We start from the raw sequence: 18,171 nt of genomic DNA on the forward strand, positions 1-18,171 counted from the left end.
GTTACCTTTTGAGTAATTTTATGTATTTCGTATCTTTCCCTTCAAATAATCTTCCTTCTGATTTTCGATTAGCAATATCAAAAAATTCTTTGGCAAGTAAAAGGGATCCCAATTCATAATAAATAACGCCTGAAATAAACTCTTTCTCACCATCATCAAATCGTTTAAAGCCTGATGAGTATAGATGAGTTAGCCAATATTGGGCACTTTCATAGTCATTCATTATGATAAAGGTATCAATGATATCTTTTACCACCTCATAAGTATCACTATATAACCCTTTTGGAAGCGGAATCTCTTCCCACCCTTTGATTAATACATCAACAGATTGTTGATAATTTTTCTGTTCAAATAACTGATCACTTTTCACTCTATATTCTCCAACTCTTTGTTGGATATTTAATTCCATTTTCATTTACATTCTCCTTAATAAAATGGGATGACTTGTTAAGACTAAAGATACATTACTATTTAATAGTTTTGCACTTATAAAATTTGACTAGACCTATTGATTCCTATCCTAAAACATAAAAAGCGCCTTTTTCTTTCCTTTAACAATTACGTGCTGTTAAAAATAATGCATTTAACTGCTTTTTGAGGTGTGCTTACTGTTAGTTCTCACCATTTGCTGTAGTGGTCTACACTTACTCATTCGTTCTGTTTATTTAATAGGTTCCATACACTGAGTTAAAATAATTTCATAAAGTCTTCTCTTTTTATTGAGGTTTCATTGCTTGTACACTCATAATCATAAAAAACTAATTCCATTCTTTCAATTTCCTCTACTGTGATAAAACCGGTCTCAACTGCGCTATTCAAAAAGACAGTGCTACTATCTGCACCGATACCTTCCAGTGCTTGCGGTACATATTTTACTTTTTCGTTTTTATAAGCTTCCCAAGATGTATAAGCGGCGGCATCCACTAGTAGTGACCATAGCCTAGCCATATTCAAGTCTTCTTCTTCCTCAGCAAATTCTGAGATCCCTGTATAGTCTGCATTGTCAATAAGCTCATAGAGTTCATCTCCAGTTACAGTATGAGATTCACCCCATAACCAACATTTGTCTAACGCTTCTCTACCTGCTGGATATCTTTCATCACCTTTACTTATTACAGAAAATACTCTTTCAGCAACAATTAAAACAACCCCAACTTTTCGTTCACTTTGCAAATTAAGAATGAATTTATTTTTCACAAAATCCTCTTTATGTTTATTTAATAATCTTTCCATTTTTTTAACGTACACGTAATTCATTTTTGAACTTTTCTATGATTGTACTGATTGTTACGCTCAAATAAAAGAAAGCACCTGCTTCCTTTTATGGACAATCAAGTGCTATATGCTATATAAACTTACTTAGTCTATTTACACATTATTTTTTAATTATCTTGTAACCCTATTAAAATCCATTCATCTACAATATCCCAGAAATCAACACTATATTCAGGCTGATCATTGGTGAACCACAGTGTTGCTCTATTATCCGTACAATTGTTCAAATCTACCGCAACGTATCCACCCATACCATTCTCAAAAAATCCATAAGTGGTATCAAGATTGATTTCTAATGGATGCTCTAAATCATCAAGAATCCCCCATTCATCTTCTTTAAAATAAGTTACTCTCTCTAACGGTACTAGACTCATTGCTCGACTTGGCATATAATAAAAGCCATTATGTAACTTTCCGTAAAATTTAACAATAGATTGCGGAACACTTGACCAAGCTTGTTCCATGTCTAAATCGTAAATTGATTTGTTTGGTATTCCCCCTTCATAATAAAGAATTTCGTCATTTTCACTCTTCACGCTATATAGAATGGCGTACTGTCCATTATCTATAATGAGTTCAACATCTACTAAATTCTCTTTTAAATATGAAATCGTGTGACTTAATTCTTTTTCACATACCCGATTCCATAAAGCAATTAGTTTATCTTTCCTCTCAGTCTTGTCAGTTTCTATAAATACTTCCAGCCATTCTTTCGGGATGTTCTCTTTCTTAATATTTAGTAAGTCTTCATTAGATACAAACTCAATACTTTTTCTGTATTGTTGCAGAAAAGACAACTTATCCACTTAGAATCACTCCTATTTATCCGCTTAAATTCATTTATTAAACTATCTTTATTTTCTACCGTGTTTTCTCTTGTAAATATGGTTATAGATTGTTGTCGGATAAAAAACAGTTTATTTAGATGGTCACATCATGCCCCCCTACGTCGTTCACCTGTTCATCTAATAAACGAAGTCCCAATCCATTTTCTATATCCCATGTACAATCAAATGTTAGTCCAATATCACGTTCATCATAAATATCCTTATACGAAACAATAATACCCACTAGGCTAATTATTTCAAGTATTTGGTCAGTGTTTTCAGTTTCTAGGTAATGCCTATTTTAACTAACATCACAACCTGACTCATGCCATGTTTGTTTATATACGTCTTTGTACTTGTCATACATGGAACTTCCCCCCACTTACTCGCTGAGCTAAGCTCGTTCCGCTCCTTCAGGTAGGGGTCTTCTAGACTAAAATGATAAAATGTCATCTCACCTAGACTCGTAATTCTTTTTCTACTCATTTCACTCGTACTTTGTTTTTTTATTTATATATTCGTTATTGTGTTTCCTATACGATCTGCTTGTAAAATATAAAATAAGTAGTAAGTCTACTTCATTAGAACGAACCTTATACCTCTACTGGCCCCATAAAACCAGTAATAATAAGAATATGTTCCTTCAATTTGACCTTTTTTAAGTTCTCTACTTTTTCTGCTCCACCTAACCCTAATAGAGGTGTATAACCAAAACACTCATCATACTCTAACTCATTGTATTGTTTAAGCGCTTCGGGATAAGGCTGCCAAGATAAATCTTCATCCCTGAATTCTAAATCAGCAATATTTTGAAAGAAAAATTCAAATGTAAACATAATAATCTTTACTATGCCATACCTGTAATTAAGTAATCCAACATATCCATCCGCCCAAATAATCAAGTCTCCCATACTCGTAGCAAACAATACGATTGAATCCTTAAATCTTGGACAACTCTCCTCCAAGATTTCTATAAATTCCTCTGGATTTACGCTTTTAAAATACCCTTGCATAAATGTACCAAATCCATAATTACTCCAAAAATTTATCACTTCATTTGGTACTAATTCTTTATACTTTTCAATGATTTCACTCGGAACTTTACTATGCAACTTAAAATCTTTTAAATATTGCTCCATTCAAACTCCTCCCCTAAAGTGTTAACTTTACATTCAAATACGTATTTTTAAATTGTTCTGGTGTCATGTTTTTCGCTACTTCCTCTATTTGTTTATCAATACTCTTGATTCTAGACCTCCATTAACTACCTATAGAGAAATTAATCCTCTTATCTCCTATTATTTCAGCTTTCCCACCTGCTATCTAGTCAGGAGTCAGGGTGCTTGAGTAACTAACCATGCCTGAGCTTTTTTCTTTGCTTGTGATAACGGTAATCCCTCACTTTGAAGTTCATTTACCTTTTGTACATAAGCTTTTTGTCTAGCTATTTTTGAACTGCATTTCCTTCTTTCGCTCTACCTTTATCAATAAATTGCTCTCGATTTTTCTGATATTCATATATGGTTAATTCATTCATCCCTTTTTCTTGATCTTTTAACTGTCTTGTAAATTCTTATGAATCGAATTTAGTTTTGTAGGTAAATTTCACTTTAATTTCTTTTGTTCTAGGTATATCATCTAAATGCTTGGCTTTATCCGTATCCTTATTTAAAACCAAAAGCGATAATTGGGTTACCAATCATCGCTTACTAAGTCAAACCATTTGATGTACTATAAAGTAACAATTATTTTATTATCTATGATAGTTCTAAAATTGGTGTAATTTCTCATCATGTTATTACCATATGCACTAACTGCTTCATTACCACACACCAATACTAAATTAAAGCTTGTTATTTTTCACTTCTTCAAACCACTCATCAGCAACATGATCGGCTGTTTTACTATCATCATTAGTATATACTAAATCATACTTGTATTCAGCTTTAAAATTGCCACTTTTAACATCATAGATTAACTTCATCTCCGTTGGCATATCTCTTTCATATTCTTTGCATAATTCTTCAATCTTTTCGATATCTTCACATATTATTCGCAACACCATAAGGATTCTTTTTTGAGACACATCATATCTTTCGTCTCCATTCTCCAATGCATCATTCATTTTATGACATTCTACATACTTATTATTGATACAATAAAAGAAACTGCCTGAAACAATTCCTCCTTCACGTGAAGCATAAACATATACTTTATCAGCTCTATCTTCAACGCACTCCATACATATAGATATCATATCAGCTTGTAATTCACTCAACTTATCTTCATATTCTTTCATTTTGCTGTTTTCACTCCTTAGATTAACTCTCAAGAATTCAAGTTAACCTTACCTAAAAAATCTTTTCGTTCCTTTGTTCACCATAGAGTGACCCACCTTATTTTTTGAGATACTTGCAATGACTAGCGATTGGGATAAGCTATTTTGGCGCTATTCTATTTTATAAGCCGTAACTTTTATAAAATAGAAAATAAATACTGAAATGCGCAAATGCGTTTAATAAAAGCACCTATTGCCTAGAAAATTCAATCGGTGCTCCCACTTACTCTTGCAAATTTTTTATTGCCAAATTAATCTCATTAATTCAGGAATAAAAGAATTTATACCTATTTACGAACGTAGGTTTTATAAGTTCCCCAATAAAATTAACAAACAAATAAGTTTAGCAGCCCTCTAGGGTTATTTGTCTTTTAGGCTTTTTATAAAATCTTCAAAGCTATAAGAAATAAGGCTAAAATGCGTGTTAGAAGATTCATACTCTTCTTCGTAGATGTCTTCCATGTCTAAGCTCCAATAATAAACCGCTCCGGCATCTTCTCCTGATAATGACAAGCAAATTTTGTTATCAATTGGATCTTCGCCAATAATTAGAAGATTATCAGGTATTATATGGTTACTATGAAAAGCTAAAAATACATTCTGTACATTTTTATGCACTTCTTTAGTAAATGGAAGTATAGATGTTAAAGATGACGTGATTTTTTTGTCTAAGGTTTGACTCCTTCGTATAGTAGGGTTGCCGCCATTGGTTTTAAGTAAAAACTCTTTATAATCATCGGGCAATTCAATATTCCACTCTTCTTCAAATGATTGAATCTCTTGCAAATTTGCAGGCTTACTATTATTTTTAATCTCTATATTCATAAATAAATATTACTCATCCCTCTATAAATTATCTCAGTCCATAACTTTGCAACCCATATCATCCCTAGAGATTCTTTCTTTTAGTTTCAAGTTCTATAGTGAGAGTGTGACACCCTTTACATGCTGTGACAAATCATACATTAAAACGTAGGTGCCAATTTTACATACAATTTAAAATCAACTTCTATATCATTTTCAACACTTGTTCTTTCACATTTTCGTCAAACTTAGCTCCTTCTACATTTGCTCCTGTCCAAACTACATTGTCGAGTTTAGCACCGGTAAAATCCGCTTCTGTGAAATCCCCATTTAAAAGGATTGCTCCGGTAAAATCTGCTTCTGTGAAATTAGCATTTCTAGCATCTACCTCTGATAAATTCACATTTTCCAAATGCGCTTTTTCAAATTTACCATCTGTCAGATTGGCACCGCTGAAATCCGTTCCCGTACAGTCGGCCTGTTCCGCATCAATTCCTGACAAATTTGCATGGCGAAATGTAGCATGATTTAAAATTGTTCCAACTAATTCTCCATGTGAAAAATCAGCCTCATCAAAACGAGTTTCAAAGCAACTACTTATATTTATCTTTGCATATTTCATATTTGCTTTAGAAAAATCCGCTTCGCCAAACCTACAATCTGCCATGTTAATTTCCTCTAAATTACAACTTCTGAAATCAGCTAACTCAAAATCGCAGTCATGAAACGCTGCTCTCATTAGTGAAGAGGCTCTCAACACAACACGTTTTGCCATAATACGCCTTGCCATTACTTCTGACAGGTCTGAAAAACTAAGGTCTAAATCACTCATATCTACCTGATCTATAACCTCATCATTATATTGAGATCTATTTACTATTTCCATAACCCTTATTCGCTCATTACTTTTCTCATCCATGATTACAAATTCCTTTCCTTTAATTTTCTAGATACTTCTTCCAAGCAACATTAGGCGAATACGTGACAACCATTCGACTTTCATGAAAACTTGGCACAGCTATTACTTGAGCTGGTTCTAAGTATTTCATTACATGTAACCACCGATCTAGCAATGTATCCCTATCAGCTTCTAATGGATTTTGTAAAAGATCCATACAAACCCCGCCCCATTCTAATTCTGATACGACAGCGGGAGTATTTAGTAGGAATTCCTTATCAAACATTTCTAAAATATGACCACTAAAATATGTTCTAGCTCCTACCCCCAAGGGACCGTTAGGAAGAAACCTGACCGGTATAGGTAGTGAAGACATATTCATCCACATATGTAAGCGTTCATATTCAGTATTCCATGGATAAGATGCTTTCCAAAAAATTTGCGACACTCCATAACGCGGCTTTACAATTTCTGCGATTTGATCAGATAACTCAAAAAAAACAGACCATAATTTTTTAGGTATTGATTTATGGAACTCAAACTCCAAATATGAACTATGACTCCAGTTAACTTTAAAACTCCCTTTATAGTGCACCGCTTTATCACGATACAGGTGAACTTCAGATACTCTAAGCTCTGAAATCACTTTTTCTAGAATTTCCCGACGATTATATTCTACCTTTACTGTTTCAGAGTTACCCCAATGGGTAGGAGCAAATTTTTCATTTGACTCAAACACATCCAAAAGACGACCTAATAGCTCCTCTTCGTTAAAAGCTACTGTGGGGTACATTGAAATTGAAAAATAATTAGGTTTCATCTATATCCTCCTTACATACTAGATGTCATATCAGCCTGCAATTCACTGAATAAATCTTTAAATTCTTTCATACTACTTTTACTTCTTTAACAATAATAAAATGCTGTAAGGCCATGCTTGCCATCAATAATATATTTAACTATAAATTTCTTTGTTTGCATATTACTCTCAGTATAAATGTTTTTAACGTCAACACTTGTTTTTTTGAAATATTTTTTTAAAAATTCAACCTCATTTCTCTTTAACTTTCTGATATTTTTCACATTCACATCGGATAATTTAAAAACAAAAAATGGCTCACAAAAAAACACTTGTTGCCTAAAAGGCAGTCAAGTGCTTATAGTTCATTTTGTAATATAGCTTTGAACATTATTGTACTGGTCCCATGAATTCAGTAATAATAAGAATATGTTCCTTTAATTTGACTTTTTTTAGATTCTCTACTTTTTCTGCTCCACCAAGCCCTAATAGAGGGGTGTATCCAAAACATTCGTCATAAGGTATTTCGCCCCATTTTTCTACTGCTTTTGGATATGGCTTCCACTTTAAATATTCGTCTCGAAATTTTTCCGAATCTAAACTTTTAAAAAAGTATAGAAAGTTTGGCATAAGTGTTTTAAGTAAGCCGTACCTAAAATTAAGCAACCTTACATAACCATCAGCCCATATGACTAAATCCCCCATACTTGTTGCAAATAATACTAAAGAATCAGTGTATCTTTGGCTACTTTCTTGTAAGATATCAATGTACTCCTCTGGATTGACACTTTTAAAATAACCTGCCATAAATGTTCCAAATCCATAATCCTGCCATAAATCTATTATTTCTTTAGGGACCATATTTTTATACTTTTCAATCAGTTCACTAGGAACTTTATTATGCAACTTAAAATCTTTTAAATATTGTTCCATTCAAACTCCTCCTTTAATGTGTTAACTTTACATTCAAATAAGTATTTTTCAGTTGTTCTAGTGTCATATTTTTTGATATTTCCTCTATTTGTTTATCAACAATTTTAATAAATTAACCCTCTTATCTCCCATTCCTCCTATTATTTCAGGCCTTCCTCCTGCAACCTGATCTGGATTATGAAGTGCCGCTTGGGTTTTTAGCCATTTTTTCGCCTCTTCCTCTGCTTCATCAAATGATTTTCCTTTATCCATAAATTCGGTAATTTTGTCAGATAAAGCTTCTTCTCTAGCTGTTTGTTGAGCAACATTTCCCTCTATTGCCCTGCCTTTATCAATAAATCGCTCTCGATTTTCCTGGTATTCATGTACGGTTAATTCATTCATACCTTTTTCTTGATCCTTTAACTGTCTTGCAAATTCTTCTGAATCGAATTTAGTTTTGTAGTTACATTTCACTTCAATTTCTTTTGTTCTAGGTATATTATCTAAGTGCTTGACTTCACCCGTATCCTGTTGAATTTGACGTTCACTCACACGCTCTGCTTTTACAGGCTTTTCAATCATCTGCATCGTCTGCTGCTTCACATTCTGCAAGGTCTCCCTCACCGTCTGCTGGGCAAGTGCTGGACCAGCCGGCACAAGTTCTGGCATGAGTCTTGGCATGCTGCTGTCTAGGATGTTGTTATACGTTTTATGTAGCGACTGAGTCCAGGAGGCCGGTGCGTTTTTGACGCTTTGGTAGGCTTGCTTTGTGACGTTGGCAACGGCGCTTGTGCGAAGCGTGTTGCGCATGTTGTTAAGCTTTTCGGTTCCCTTGGTCGCAAGGCTTTGTACCATTTTCCCCGCTACCTTCGTAGAAAGCGCTCCAGCTCCAGCAATTCCTAATGCTTGCAGAAGGCTTGCTTTACGCTGCTCTTCACTGATTTTATTCCCAAACATGTCGCGTCCGGTCATGTATTCTCCTAGCCCGTTGGCAGCCACAAGACCGTAAAGGCCTTTTTTGGTTTGCTCTAGGACTTTGAAGGATTTGGCAGATTTGCAGCGTGATCGCTGCGCTTAGGCTATTCATTTGACTACAAATAAAAATGAAAACCCTTTGAAATTATATACCCTCACATAAAAGAAAGCACTTGCTGCCTGTTGTAGACAATTAGTGCTCTCTAACGAATTAAATAGGTCTGACGAATATATGAGTATTCACTCTAGTTTAGATACTATCAAACTACCTATTCTGCTAAGATATTTAGAAATTTTTCAAAGCTGTTACTTACAATATATGTTACAGGATTTAAATTCAAGGATTCTTCATAATTTCAAACGTATACAATAGGCTCTTCAACATGGTAGCAATCATCTAAACAAAGTTCCCTGCAAATAAAACAGCTATGGGGGGTAATTCAACACCTACTAAATTTTCATCAAAAAGAATTCTTTCGTCTAATTGTGTTCTAGCTACTCCTATATCTTAATACTTATTATCTCTTTCTTACAATTAACTCAAAACTGTATTCAGCTTTAAGCCACCCTTCATATCATAAATTACCTTTATCTCCATTGGCATGGCTCTTTTACATTCTTTATAAAATTTTTATCTAAATGTAACTGCCTCCGATCTCCTATGTCTACCACCCAACATGAACTTCTTAATTCAAGAAAAGACATTTTTAACATAAAAAACATTAAAAAAAACCCTCAAAAGGCTATATCCAATCAAAGGTTTAATAATATTTTGCTGATTTTCATAGTATATATTATCTATTTTTTTAATCCTTAACCTTTACTTACACTAATGGAACTTCATACTAATAAATCCAAATCTGTATCAGTCACTAATATACAACCTTAAAAAACTACCTTTTCTCCTGAATCAGTATAAACAAAATACTTTTTATTATTTTCGCTTAGTAAAGTTATATCTGTACCAATAGGCATATCAAAAATATTTATTATAGCAGGTTCTATTTCAATAATCGTTCCCCAGTCGCAAACTGACATATTCGATGCATTTGCAAGAAATTCCTCTGTATCGATATCAGACAAAAATCTCCACCCATTATCAAGATCATTTACTGGTTCTTCTTTAATGCACCATTTTAAGTCCCCTATATTTTTTAGAATATTATTTGATACAACGCTACCGCCTAATCCACTACTTGTTTTCAACTAACCGCCTCCATGACTTTTTTCATATCCTCAGTTCCACGTTCTTCAATTATTCGCTTTAAAGAATAACCAAATTTATTGGAATCATTAAAATCGGGGTGTTTTTCCAAACAGTGTAAAATTAATTCATTTCCATCCCTTGTGCGTTCTTTTAATACTTCTTGACACAGAGATAATATTGCAGAATTAGAAAATTTTTTATCTTTTAAATTTAAATCAACACCCATTTCAACTAACTTATATGCTAAGTCAACAGCACCTACATAATTAATATTTGCTGCTAAATAGTGCAATTCATTACATCCTTCATTTGAAACAATATTAACTTTTGCATTGTTTTCTAGTAAAAACTTTGCTATATCGAACTTTCTACTAATCAGTGATTTTTCAAGTAAACTAATACCATTTTTATCAACCGAGTTTATTACCTCTTCGATACATTTATTTTCAATCTTCAACTTTTTTAAAAATTCTTCGAGATTTCCAAACTTTATTATAGTCCAAAAATCAGCCTTGTTAATGTCCATTTACATCATTACCTCCCTTATTCATACTCATGACCTCGGTTAGTGCTTGGTAATTCTGGTCTATAGTTTGCAGGATCCCTGTACCACTCTAAAAATTCTTTCTTTGTAATAGTACCATTCATATACAATTCGTGAATATCAGAATATTTTTCTCCTGGGATATGTCCCATATCCCACTGCCCATTTCTAGGTTTAGATTTATCCCAACCTATTTCGACACCTGATGGATCGTAGATTTTTCCATTAATAGGATCTTTAGCATTTTCCCATACCTGTTCAACTTGGCCCTTCCCATAACTTGGTCTACTGCTACTGTAAGGTTTCTTAGAAACATCACCATTTTTCACCACTTCATCCGTAACCTTTTGAATTTCAGGCTCTACTTTTACAGGTTCGTCAACTTTCCGAAGCGTTTCAACCTCAACCTCGTCACCCATCTTTGTAACATCGCTCTCTGACATAAACCTTCCGTCAGGTCCACGGTAGCTGTTGTGGTTCGGATCATATTTCACCTTCGTTACCATCTGCATCGTCTGCTGCTTCACATTCTGCAAGGTCTCTCTCACCGTCTGCTGGGCAAGTGATGGACCAGCCGGCACAAGTTCTGGCATGAGTCGTGGCATACTGCTGTCTAGGATGTTGTTATACGTTTTATGTAGCGACTGAGTCCAAGAGGCCGGTGCGTTTTTGACGCTTTGGTAGGCTTGCTTTGTGACGTTGGCAACAGCGCTTGTGCGAAGCGTGTTGCGCATGTTGTTAAGTTTTTCGGTTCCTTTGGTCGCAAGGCTTTGTCCCATTTTCCCCGCTACTTTCGTAGAAAGCGCTCCAGCTCCAGCAATTCCTAGTGCTTGCAGAAGACTTGCTTTACGCTGCTCTTCACTGATTTTATTCCCGAACATGTCGCGTCCGGTCATGTATTCTCCTAAGCCGTTTGCGGCCACAAGACCGTAGAGGCCTTTTTCGGTTTGCTCCAGGACTTTGAAGGATTTGGCGGATTTGTAGGCGTCTAGGGCGTGATCCGCTGCGCTTAGGCCTTTAGCCGTTTTGTAGATGGCTTTTCCGCCTTTTGCGGCTCTTCCTACCCAGCCGACAACCGGAATGAAGCCGGCTGCTGCCATGGCTCCCGCTGCGACGCGCTGTGAGGTGGAAAGTTTTTCACCCGTAACAGGGTCCACGCCTTCTGCTGCTCGTTTATAATCATAATATCCGCTGACCTCTCCTGTAAAGGTAGAAACCGCGTCCCACGTTTTTTCATACCACGGCTTGTTTGCTTCTTCTTCTTGCTTTTTTTCCAGCTCGTATACTTCTTCTTGCTGCTTGTTGTAGTCAACATATGAAGTTGCATAGTCGTTTAGCTTTGTTTGAACTTTATACAGCTCGCTGTCGTGATAGGCTTTTTCGTCAAAGGCAAGCTGATAGACACTTCCTCCTTGACTCGTAGCAAGCTCTAAGCCGCTTACTAGCGTATCCACTACCGCATAGAAGTCGTCCATTTCGCTGTATTCTTTTGACCATTCAGCGTCTAGCTGGTTCACTGCTTCAATTGTATCGGTGCGTTTTTTCTCTGCTTCTTCTATTTTATCGTTAAACTCACTCGTTGAAAACGCTGAAATAGAGACGATATCATCGATGCCGTTTAAAATACTCTGCAGATCTTCGTGCTGCTGCGCAACCATTTCTTTAGCATTGCTGTTGGCGTTTTTTAGCTCCGTTTCTAAAAATGATTCAGTTACAATCGTGCTTCCTGATAGCTTTGCTTTTTCAGCTTTAACGTGAAGCGTTGAAAAATAGCTTTGCTGCATTTTAATTAAGTTTTCCCACTGTCCGGCCGTATCAACGTGCTGCTTATAAAAAGATTTTATATTGTCAGCGCCTTTTCCTTCTAAGCTGCCTTCTAAGTCCGCTACGCCCTGCAGCGCTTTTTTCAGTTCACCCAGCTGGCTGAGTAACTCATCGTAGGCTTTTTCCCTGTCTTTTGCTACATCAAACAGTGCTTTTGCATCGTATACCTTTCCCACAGTCATCCCCCTTTGCTGCTACGAATGGATAATAGATTCGTCTTGTTCTTTTAGTAAGTCTACATTAGATTTTGTATCTTTTACGTTTTTGTTTAGTGCTTTTATATAAGTAGAAATGAGCGTTTGAATTTCTTCTTCGCGCGCTTCCCATTTCTCTGTAGTATCAAGGCTGTTTTTTCCAAGGTCAGGCATTTTGCTAATGGATAAATTTCCAATCGCTGTGCTGACTGCTTCAAGCTTTTTGATAACGTCAGCGTGATCAAGCTTAATTGTCATGAAAACAGCCCCCTTCTAATTTCACTAATCTTGTTTTCTACTGCGTCATAGGCTTCTTCACCTTTAGCTAATAAAGAATCCGCTTCTCCAATAACGGCGTTCAAGCCACTCAAAGCTCCTTTTTCAGCTTCTAGCGCCCATATCTTTGTTTCAATTTCACGAATGTATCCATCGTAATCACCGTCTAAAATGCCTTTTATGTTGTCGTAGGCTGCCGTACGTTTTTCGTCAAAATCATCCGATAACGTACCCGTCCATTTGTCTCCCAGCTCAGGCTTTTTGATATGTTCAATTTCTTTTAATGAAACAGCTTGTTCATGCTCAATTTTACTTTTAGCCGTTCTTAGCTTAGAAATTTTCCCTTCTACATCTGAGACTCTTCCAGATACTTCACCCAGCAGTCCGTCTAATACGCTTCCTAACCCCATATCGTTCCTCCTGTTCCGCACATTTCGAGTTTAATCCAATAATTATAAGTATAAAATTTGTCTCATTATAGCTAAATAGGAAAAAACTCTCTTTTTTATGCTTCTAGTTTCATGAATTGAGATAAAAATGGAAAATCAGAGAAAAAAGACTCATGTCTAAATACGTCATCCAACCATATACCGTTATCTAAAACAAAGAATAAGTAGAATAAAACCATTTCTTTGTACCTATACCCGTTTTTTCCCACAAATTAAAGCTTTTTGCGTAAAAAGACCAACTTCACTTCGTTTTTTTACACAGCAAAAAACCTCTGCACATCCTGCAGAGGTTTTGTTTTATACTTGAACCGGCGTTGGTTCTTCAGCTGTTTGTTCGTGCTGTATAAGTCCGTAGTTTTCCCATGCTCGGCTTTTCCAGCGGAAAAACATAATAACTGCGCGCGTCCATTCATCGGCTGCGATGGCAAGCCAGATGCCAGCGAGCCCCATGTCTAAATGGAAAACGAAGAAATAACCGAGCGGCAAGCTCATCATGACCATCGACATCGCACCAATTAACACCGGATATTTGGCATCTCCCGCTGCCCGCAGCGAGTTAATCAGCACAATGTTCATCGTTCTTCCCGTTTCAAGCACAATGCTCAGAAGCAGCACCGTCGCCCCAAGCTCAATGATATGCGGATTGTCTGTAAACACGCTGATCAGCTGTGTTCTGAATGTCATCACAAGAACAACCATCATCATCGTTACGGCACTGGCCCATTTGACGCTTTTCCATACGCGATGGTACGCTTCATCTTTTTCGTTTCCGCCTACTAAACGGCCGACAATAATCGCTGTACCCATTCCAATTGCAATGGCAAATAAGTAAATGAACATTGAAATATTCATCGCGTACTGTCTCGCAGCAAGTGATTCTGCTCCTAGGTAGGTTGCATAGTATAAAAAGACAATTTGACAGCCTTGATACATCACTTGTTCGAAAGCCGACGGAATACCGATTTTTAAAATTTTACCGATATATTCTTTTGAAAGCGTAATGTAGTACTGAAATTTCACTCTATATTCCATCACTTGATACAGCAGCCAAAAGAACACAATAAGGGCAACGAATCGGCTGAACGCAGATGAAATCGCTGCTCCTTGCACGCCCATTTCCGGAAAGCCGAACTTCCCGAAGATTAAAGCATAGTTTCCTGCAATATGAAAAATGTTCATTCCAAGTGAAACAAACATTGCCTGCTTCGTAAAGCCATGTACGCGAATAATCGCTGCAAGAGAGTTAATAATCGCTTGAAGAAAAATAGCTCCTCCAACGATGGATAAATAGCTTTGTGCATACATCAGTACGTCACCTTGTAAGTTCATCGCTTCCATCATATGTCTGGAAAACAAAAGAAAACCCGCGCTAATGACTAGCCCGACTCCTAAATTTAACGTAACGGCCAAAGCAGAAATCTTTGACGCTTCCATATACCGTTTTGATCCTAAATACTGAGAGACAACAATTGCCGCTCCGTTACCAATGACCTCTAACACCAAAATCGCAATGTGAAGGTATTGATTGGCTGCTCCGACTCCTGATACGGCATCATCTGACAGCGCACTTAGCATAAAGGTATCAGCAATCCCCATTAACATAAAAAGAAACACTTCTAAAAAGATCGGCCACGTTAAGAAAAACAAATTCAGCTTTTCTTTTGGCCCTTTTTTTGTTTCGACCGCGGTCATCCCATCACCTTCTTTACCGATATCCAATTTCAAACAAGAAGTATCTTACCACACATTTCCTTTGTATACATCCCCTTTTTAGCACATTTTTTATTTTATTTGTTTAGGCATAAAAAAAGCCGCTCCCTTAGAGGAAGCAGCTTTTTTTCCGTTATTAAATTGAAATTTTCACTTCTGCGTTCATACCTGGAAGAACTTTATCTGATGCATCATCAATTGAAATTTTCACCGGTACTTTTTGCGTTACTTTTGTATAGTTTCCTGTATTTTGAGCAGGAAGCATAGAAGACACTGAGTTTGTTGCGCGGCCAATTGCTTCAACATGGCCTTTAAAGACTTTACCTGAATCTCCATCTACTGTAATGTCGACGCTGTCTCCTTCTTCTAAGTCGCCTAGGTCTGTTTCTTTAATGTTTGCATTGATATAGATTTTAGATAAATCAGCTGTTTGTGCTAACACATCGCCAGCTTTTACTAATTGATTTTGAGATGCGTTGTTTTTAATAATTGTTCCGTCAATCATAGACGTTACGTCTGTTGATTTTTCGCCTTCTTTTAAGCTTCCAACAGAATCACCTTGAGAAACGCTATCTCCTTCTTTTACATTCCATTCGCTTAACTGACCGTTAGCTGAAGCGATGACTTGTGAAAGCGGTGCTTCTACCTGCGCTTCATCTGTTTTAACGTAATTTGCTTTTTCGTAGAAATAATATCCACCAAAGCCTACTAGTAATAAAATCACAATGATTCCAACAATGTTAGTAACCAATAAACGACTTTTACTCATCGGAATTCCTTCTTTCTATAGTTAGTATATTATACAGAGGTTTCTTCTGTTTGAGGTGCCGGCAGCATTTTTCTTTCTTCTTGCGGCTCAGCTTCTTCTTGAACCTCTTCTTTTTGAACAAGAATTCTATTTTCACCGCTCCATGCTTTACTTAGTGAAGCAATGAGCATAATTACGCCTAAAATACCAAGCATGTAAAATAAGTTGTGATACGCATGTAAAATCGACGCTTTTTTAGCGCCTGCTACAACAGCCGTCACAGCCGATGTTTTTGCGTCTGCTTGACTCATTCCCATACCCATATAGCGTTTGATCATTTCAGACAGCTGCAGCTTCACCTGAGGATCTACTGAGCTAATTTGACCTCGAAAATCTTCATAATAAATCGCGTTTTGTCGAACAACAAACCACCCAATCACAGGTGCTACAATCGCTCCTAATAAATTTCGAATGGAGTGCAGTGAAATCGAACGCATGGAAGCTTGATGTAAATCTCCGGCTAGTGCCGCTCCTAGCGCACCGGATACCAGTGCCATACTAACACCCATACCAAAGAGCATAATGTGAACATATAAACTTACTAGTGATGTATCAGCTGATACGTTCACCCAGCTAAATCCTACAATGACAATAAGAAGTGATCCAATTGCTCCAAGGTAGCCTGGGCCAAACTTATCATACAAAAATGTCGTTGCAAATGCTGAAATCAGTACCCCAACAAAAAAGTATAAATAAAAATAAGAAAGCGTGGTGTACGATGCATTTTGCACATTTTGCATGACGCCATTAATACCTGCAATGGCTAGAATATACGCCATATGACCGCCAATTGCCATAATTGTACCTGCAACTGGTTTTACGGCTAGCAGCGATTTTAATGGTACTAGCGGATTTTCAGCCGCTAAATCAACTAAGACAAAAATGACAACTAATCCTGCTGCAGCTAGTAAGAACGGCCACACTTGAATAGAAGCAAATCCTTCGTATCTTAGTTCATACAGTGGATACACTAATAAAATCATAATAAGACTAAGAATAAAGATACTTTTCTTATCCACTGGTCGATCTTCTTGCTGAGTTGGATCATGAGCAGGTAATACCTTATATCCGATAAACAGAGAGACAAGAGAAGCTATTATTCCTAAAACAAAAACCCAGCGCCAATTATCCATGCTAAGAGATACAGCACCTAAAAAGGCTCCAATTGCCGTTGAACCGAACAGTCCGCCGATCGCTAACACTAAAAAGAAGTTTCGGATTTTATTCGGAAACGAGATCAGCGCAGCTGGAATAATGGTTAAAAACAGCATTCCTGAGCTTAAGCCTTGAATCAGACGACCAAGGGATAAAAACGCAACGTTTTCGGAAAAAACGTTGATAATCGAACCTGCTAAAAAGACTAAAACGAACGTTAAGTATGCTTTACGCACGCCATATTTTTTCGCAAGCATCGGACCAATAGGTACTCCAAGTCCAAATGCCAAGTTAGAAATAATAGATGGCAATAGTAAGCTTTGTGTACTCGCATCAAATCGATTTTGAATTAATACTTGATTGACCGTGTAGGATAAATTCAAAAAATACTGAGGGCCAATTGAAAATAGCGTTAAAATCGCCATAATTAAGTATTTAGGTACGCTTAAACCTTGTTTGTCGGAGGCTACTGCTGGATTATTCTGACTCATATTTATTCCTCCTTTTATTAAATTCTTTTCATAAGACTAACAATTCCTTACATATTTTATTGTACAAGTTGTATCATGCAAGTTATAGCAGCACTACATATTATACATCTTTTAAAGAAGAAATCAACTTCTTTGTTTCAACTTAAAAAGACTATTTTTCAATAGCCTTTTTGTTCATCTATATGTATTCGCTTTAACATCCATTACTGCGCCATCTTTTAAAATCAAGATTCAAGCGTGATAAACTTTTTTCCAGTGCCAAAACCTCTTCTTCCGACCAATTTTCTAACACTTCAGCATAGGCTTGTTTACGCTTGCTTTGTACATGCTGCAAAATATCTTTCCCTGCATCCGTCATTTCAATTAAACTAATTCGCCCATTTTCTGGACTCGGAAAGCGACGAACAAACTGTTTAGTCTCAAGCGCAGATACTTGCCGGCTAGCTGTAGATAAGCTCAGCTTTAAATTTTCAGCTAATGCATTAATCCCGAGCGGACTGCGCTGATCTAGTTCGCTTAACAGTAAATACTCAGAACGGTCCAAGCTTCCAAGCTTAGGACTGTGCGTCGTTGTTAGACGAACAAGCAGCGCAATTTCGTGTTCAATGGTTTGCAGCGAGTCTCGCTTCACCTCTGTCTCCCCCTTTATCTCATGAAACATTCTGTACTTTTTAATATGTTT

19 protein-coding genes and 2 pseudogenes are annotated in these 18,171 nt (G+C 36.6%); all 21 read right to left on the reverse strand.

Going from position 1 to position 18,171, the window contains the following annotated elements; translation table 11 throughout:
- Window position 1: 1 nt before the first annotated feature.
- The 21 genes and pseudogenes from LJC66_RS13595 to LJC66_RS13695 all read right to left on the reverse strand — a co-directional run bounded on the left by LJC66_RS13595 (window position 2) and on the right by LJC66_RS13695 (window position 18,120).
- The gene (locus LJC66_RS13595) at window positions 2-415 is read right to left on the reverse strand and encodes a hypothetical protein (RefSeq protein ID WP_165635273.1); all 414 of its coding nucleotides are present in this window, start codon (window positions 413-415) and stop codon (window positions 2-4) included.
- Between the two features lie 272 nt (window positions 416-687).
- On the reverse strand, window positions 688-1,233 hold the full coding sequence (locus tag LJC66_RS13600) for an Imm6 family immunity protein (protein WP_226701296.1): 546 nt from the start codon (window positions 1,231-1,233) through the stop codon (window positions 688-690).
- A gap of 149 nt (window positions 1,234-1,382) precedes the next feature.
- On the reverse strand, window positions 1,383-2,081 hold the full coding sequence (locus LJC66_RS13605; protein ID WP_230932752.1) for an SMI1/KNR4 family protein: 699 nt from the start codon (window positions 2,079-2,081) through the stop codon (window positions 1,383-1,385).
- Window positions 2,082-2,196: 115 nt separating this feature from the next.
- Window positions 2,197-2,379 (reverse strand): annotated as a pseudogene (locus tag LJC66_RS13610) (DUF6985 domain-containing protein); the annotation flags it as partial.
- Window positions 2,380-2,695: 316 nt separating this feature from the next.
- Complete coding sequence (locus tag LJC66_RS13615) at window positions 2,696-3,241, reverse strand: T6SS immunity protein Tdi1 domain-containing protein (protein WP_025751635.1); 546 nt, start codon at window positions 3,239-3,241, stop codon at window positions 2,696-2,698.
- 305 nt (window positions 3,242-3,546) lie between these two features.
- Window positions 3,547-3,639 (reverse strand): hypothetical protein, encoded by a 93-nt coding sequence (locus tag LJC66_RS28040; RefSeq protein ID WP_226555440.1) that lies wholly within the window; start codon window positions 3,637-3,639, stop codon window positions 3,547-3,549.
- 306 nt (window positions 3,640-3,945) lie between these two features.
- Entirely contained in the window at window positions 3,946-4,401 is a 456-nt protein-coding gene (locus LJC66_RS13625) for an immunity protein YezG family protein (RefSeq protein WP_043982986.1), read from the reverse strand.
- A gap of 399 nt (window positions 4,402-4,800) precedes the next feature.
- A complete protein-coding gene (locus tag LJC66_RS13630; RefSeq protein ID WP_230932754.1) occupies window positions 4,801-5,265 on the reverse strand; it encodes an SMI1/KNR4 family protein in 465 nt (154 codons plus the stop codon).
- Between the two features lie 184 nt (window positions 5,266-5,449).
- Window positions 5,450-6,163, reverse strand: coding sequence for a pentapeptide repeat-containing protein (locus LJC66_RS13635; RefSeq protein WP_230932755.1), 714 nt, complete (start codon window positions 6,161-6,163; stop codon window positions 5,450-5,452).
- A 19-nt stretch (window positions 6,164-6,182) separates the two neighbouring features.
- Window positions 6,183-6,962, reverse strand: coding sequence for a hypothetical protein (locus tag LJC66_RS13640; protein WP_230932756.1), 780 nt, complete (start codon window positions 6,960-6,962; stop codon window positions 6,183-6,185).
- A 369-nt stretch (window positions 6,963-7,331) separates the two neighbouring features.
- Window positions 7,332-7,874 (reverse strand): T6SS immunity protein Tdi1 domain-containing protein, encoded by a 543-nt coding sequence (locus LJC66_RS13645; RefSeq protein ID WP_230932757.1) that lies wholly within the window; start codon window positions 7,872-7,874, stop codon window positions 7,332-7,334.
- 13 nt (window positions 7,875-7,887) lie between these two features.
- A pseudogene (locus LJC66_RS27965) lies at window positions 7,888-8,330 on the reverse strand (polymorphic toxin type 15 domain-containing protein).
- A 1,386-nt stretch (window positions 8,331-9,716) separates the two neighbouring features.
- The gene (locus LJC66_RS13655; protein WP_014459771.1) at window positions 9,717-10,037 is read right to left on the reverse strand and encodes an immunity protein Imm33 domain-containing protein; all 321 of its coding nucleotides are present in this window, start codon (window positions 10,035-10,037) and stop codon (window positions 9,717-9,719) included.
- Window positions 10,034-10,564, reverse strand: coding sequence for an ankyrin repeat domain-containing protein (locus LJC66_RS13660; RefSeq protein ID WP_154990554.1), 531 nt, complete (start codon window positions 10,562-10,564; stop codon window positions 10,034-10,036). The genes LJC66_RS13655 and LJC66_RS13660 overlap by 4 nt, the downstream gene beginning before the upstream one ends.
- Before the next feature lie 17 nt (window positions 10,565-10,581).
- Window positions 10,582-12,582, reverse strand: a complete 2,001-nt coding sequence (locus LJC66_RS13665; protein ID WP_230932759.1) for a T7SS effector LXG polymorphic toxin — start codon at window positions 12,580-12,582, stop codon at window positions 10,582-10,584.
- Between the two features lie 18 nt (window positions 12,583-12,600).
- Window positions 12,601-12,858 (reverse strand): YwqI/YxiC family protein, encoded by a 258-nt coding sequence (locus tag LJC66_RS13670; RefSeq protein WP_013083474.1) that lies wholly within the window; start codon window positions 12,856-12,858, stop codon window positions 12,601-12,603.
- On the reverse strand, window positions 12,855-13,286 hold the full coding sequence (locus LJC66_RS13675; protein ID WP_013057382.1) for a YwqH-like family protein: 432 nt from the start codon (window positions 13,284-13,286) through the stop codon (window positions 12,855-12,857). Before LJC66_RS13675 ends, LJC66_RS13670 begins: the two co-directional genes overlap by 4 nt.
- A 336-nt stretch (window positions 13,287-13,622) precedes the next feature.
- Complete coding sequence (locus LJC66_RS13680) at window positions 13,623-15,017, reverse strand: MATE family efflux transporter (RefSeq protein ID WP_014459767.1); 1,395 nt, start codon at window positions 15,015-15,017, stop codon at window positions 13,623-13,625.
- 154 nt (window positions 15,018-15,171) lie between these two features.
- On the reverse strand, window positions 15,172-15,804 hold the full coding sequence (locus LJC66_RS13685) for an HlyD family secretion protein (RefSeq protein WP_025751627.1): 633 nt from the start codon (window positions 15,802-15,804) through the stop codon (window positions 15,172-15,174).
- Window positions 15,805-15,833: 29 nt separating this feature from the next.
- A complete protein-coding gene (locus tag LJC66_RS13690; protein ID WP_230932760.1) occupies window positions 15,834-17,489 on the reverse strand; it encodes an MFS transporter in 1,656 nt (551 codons plus the stop codon).
- 193 nt (window positions 17,490-17,682) lie between these two features.
- Window positions 17,683-18,120: a MarR family winged helix-turn-helix transcriptional regulator gene (locus LJC66_RS13695; protein ID WP_014459764.1), complete on the reverse strand. Its 438-nt coding sequence runs from the start codon at window positions 18,118-18,120 to the stop codon at window positions 17,683-17,685.
- Window positions 18,121-18,171: the final 51 nt, after the last annotated feature.

This window comes from Priestia sp. TSO9 (genome assembly GCF_021029645.1).
GTDB lineage: Bacteria > Bacillota > Bacilli > Bacillales > Bacillaceae_H > Priestia > Priestia megaterium_E.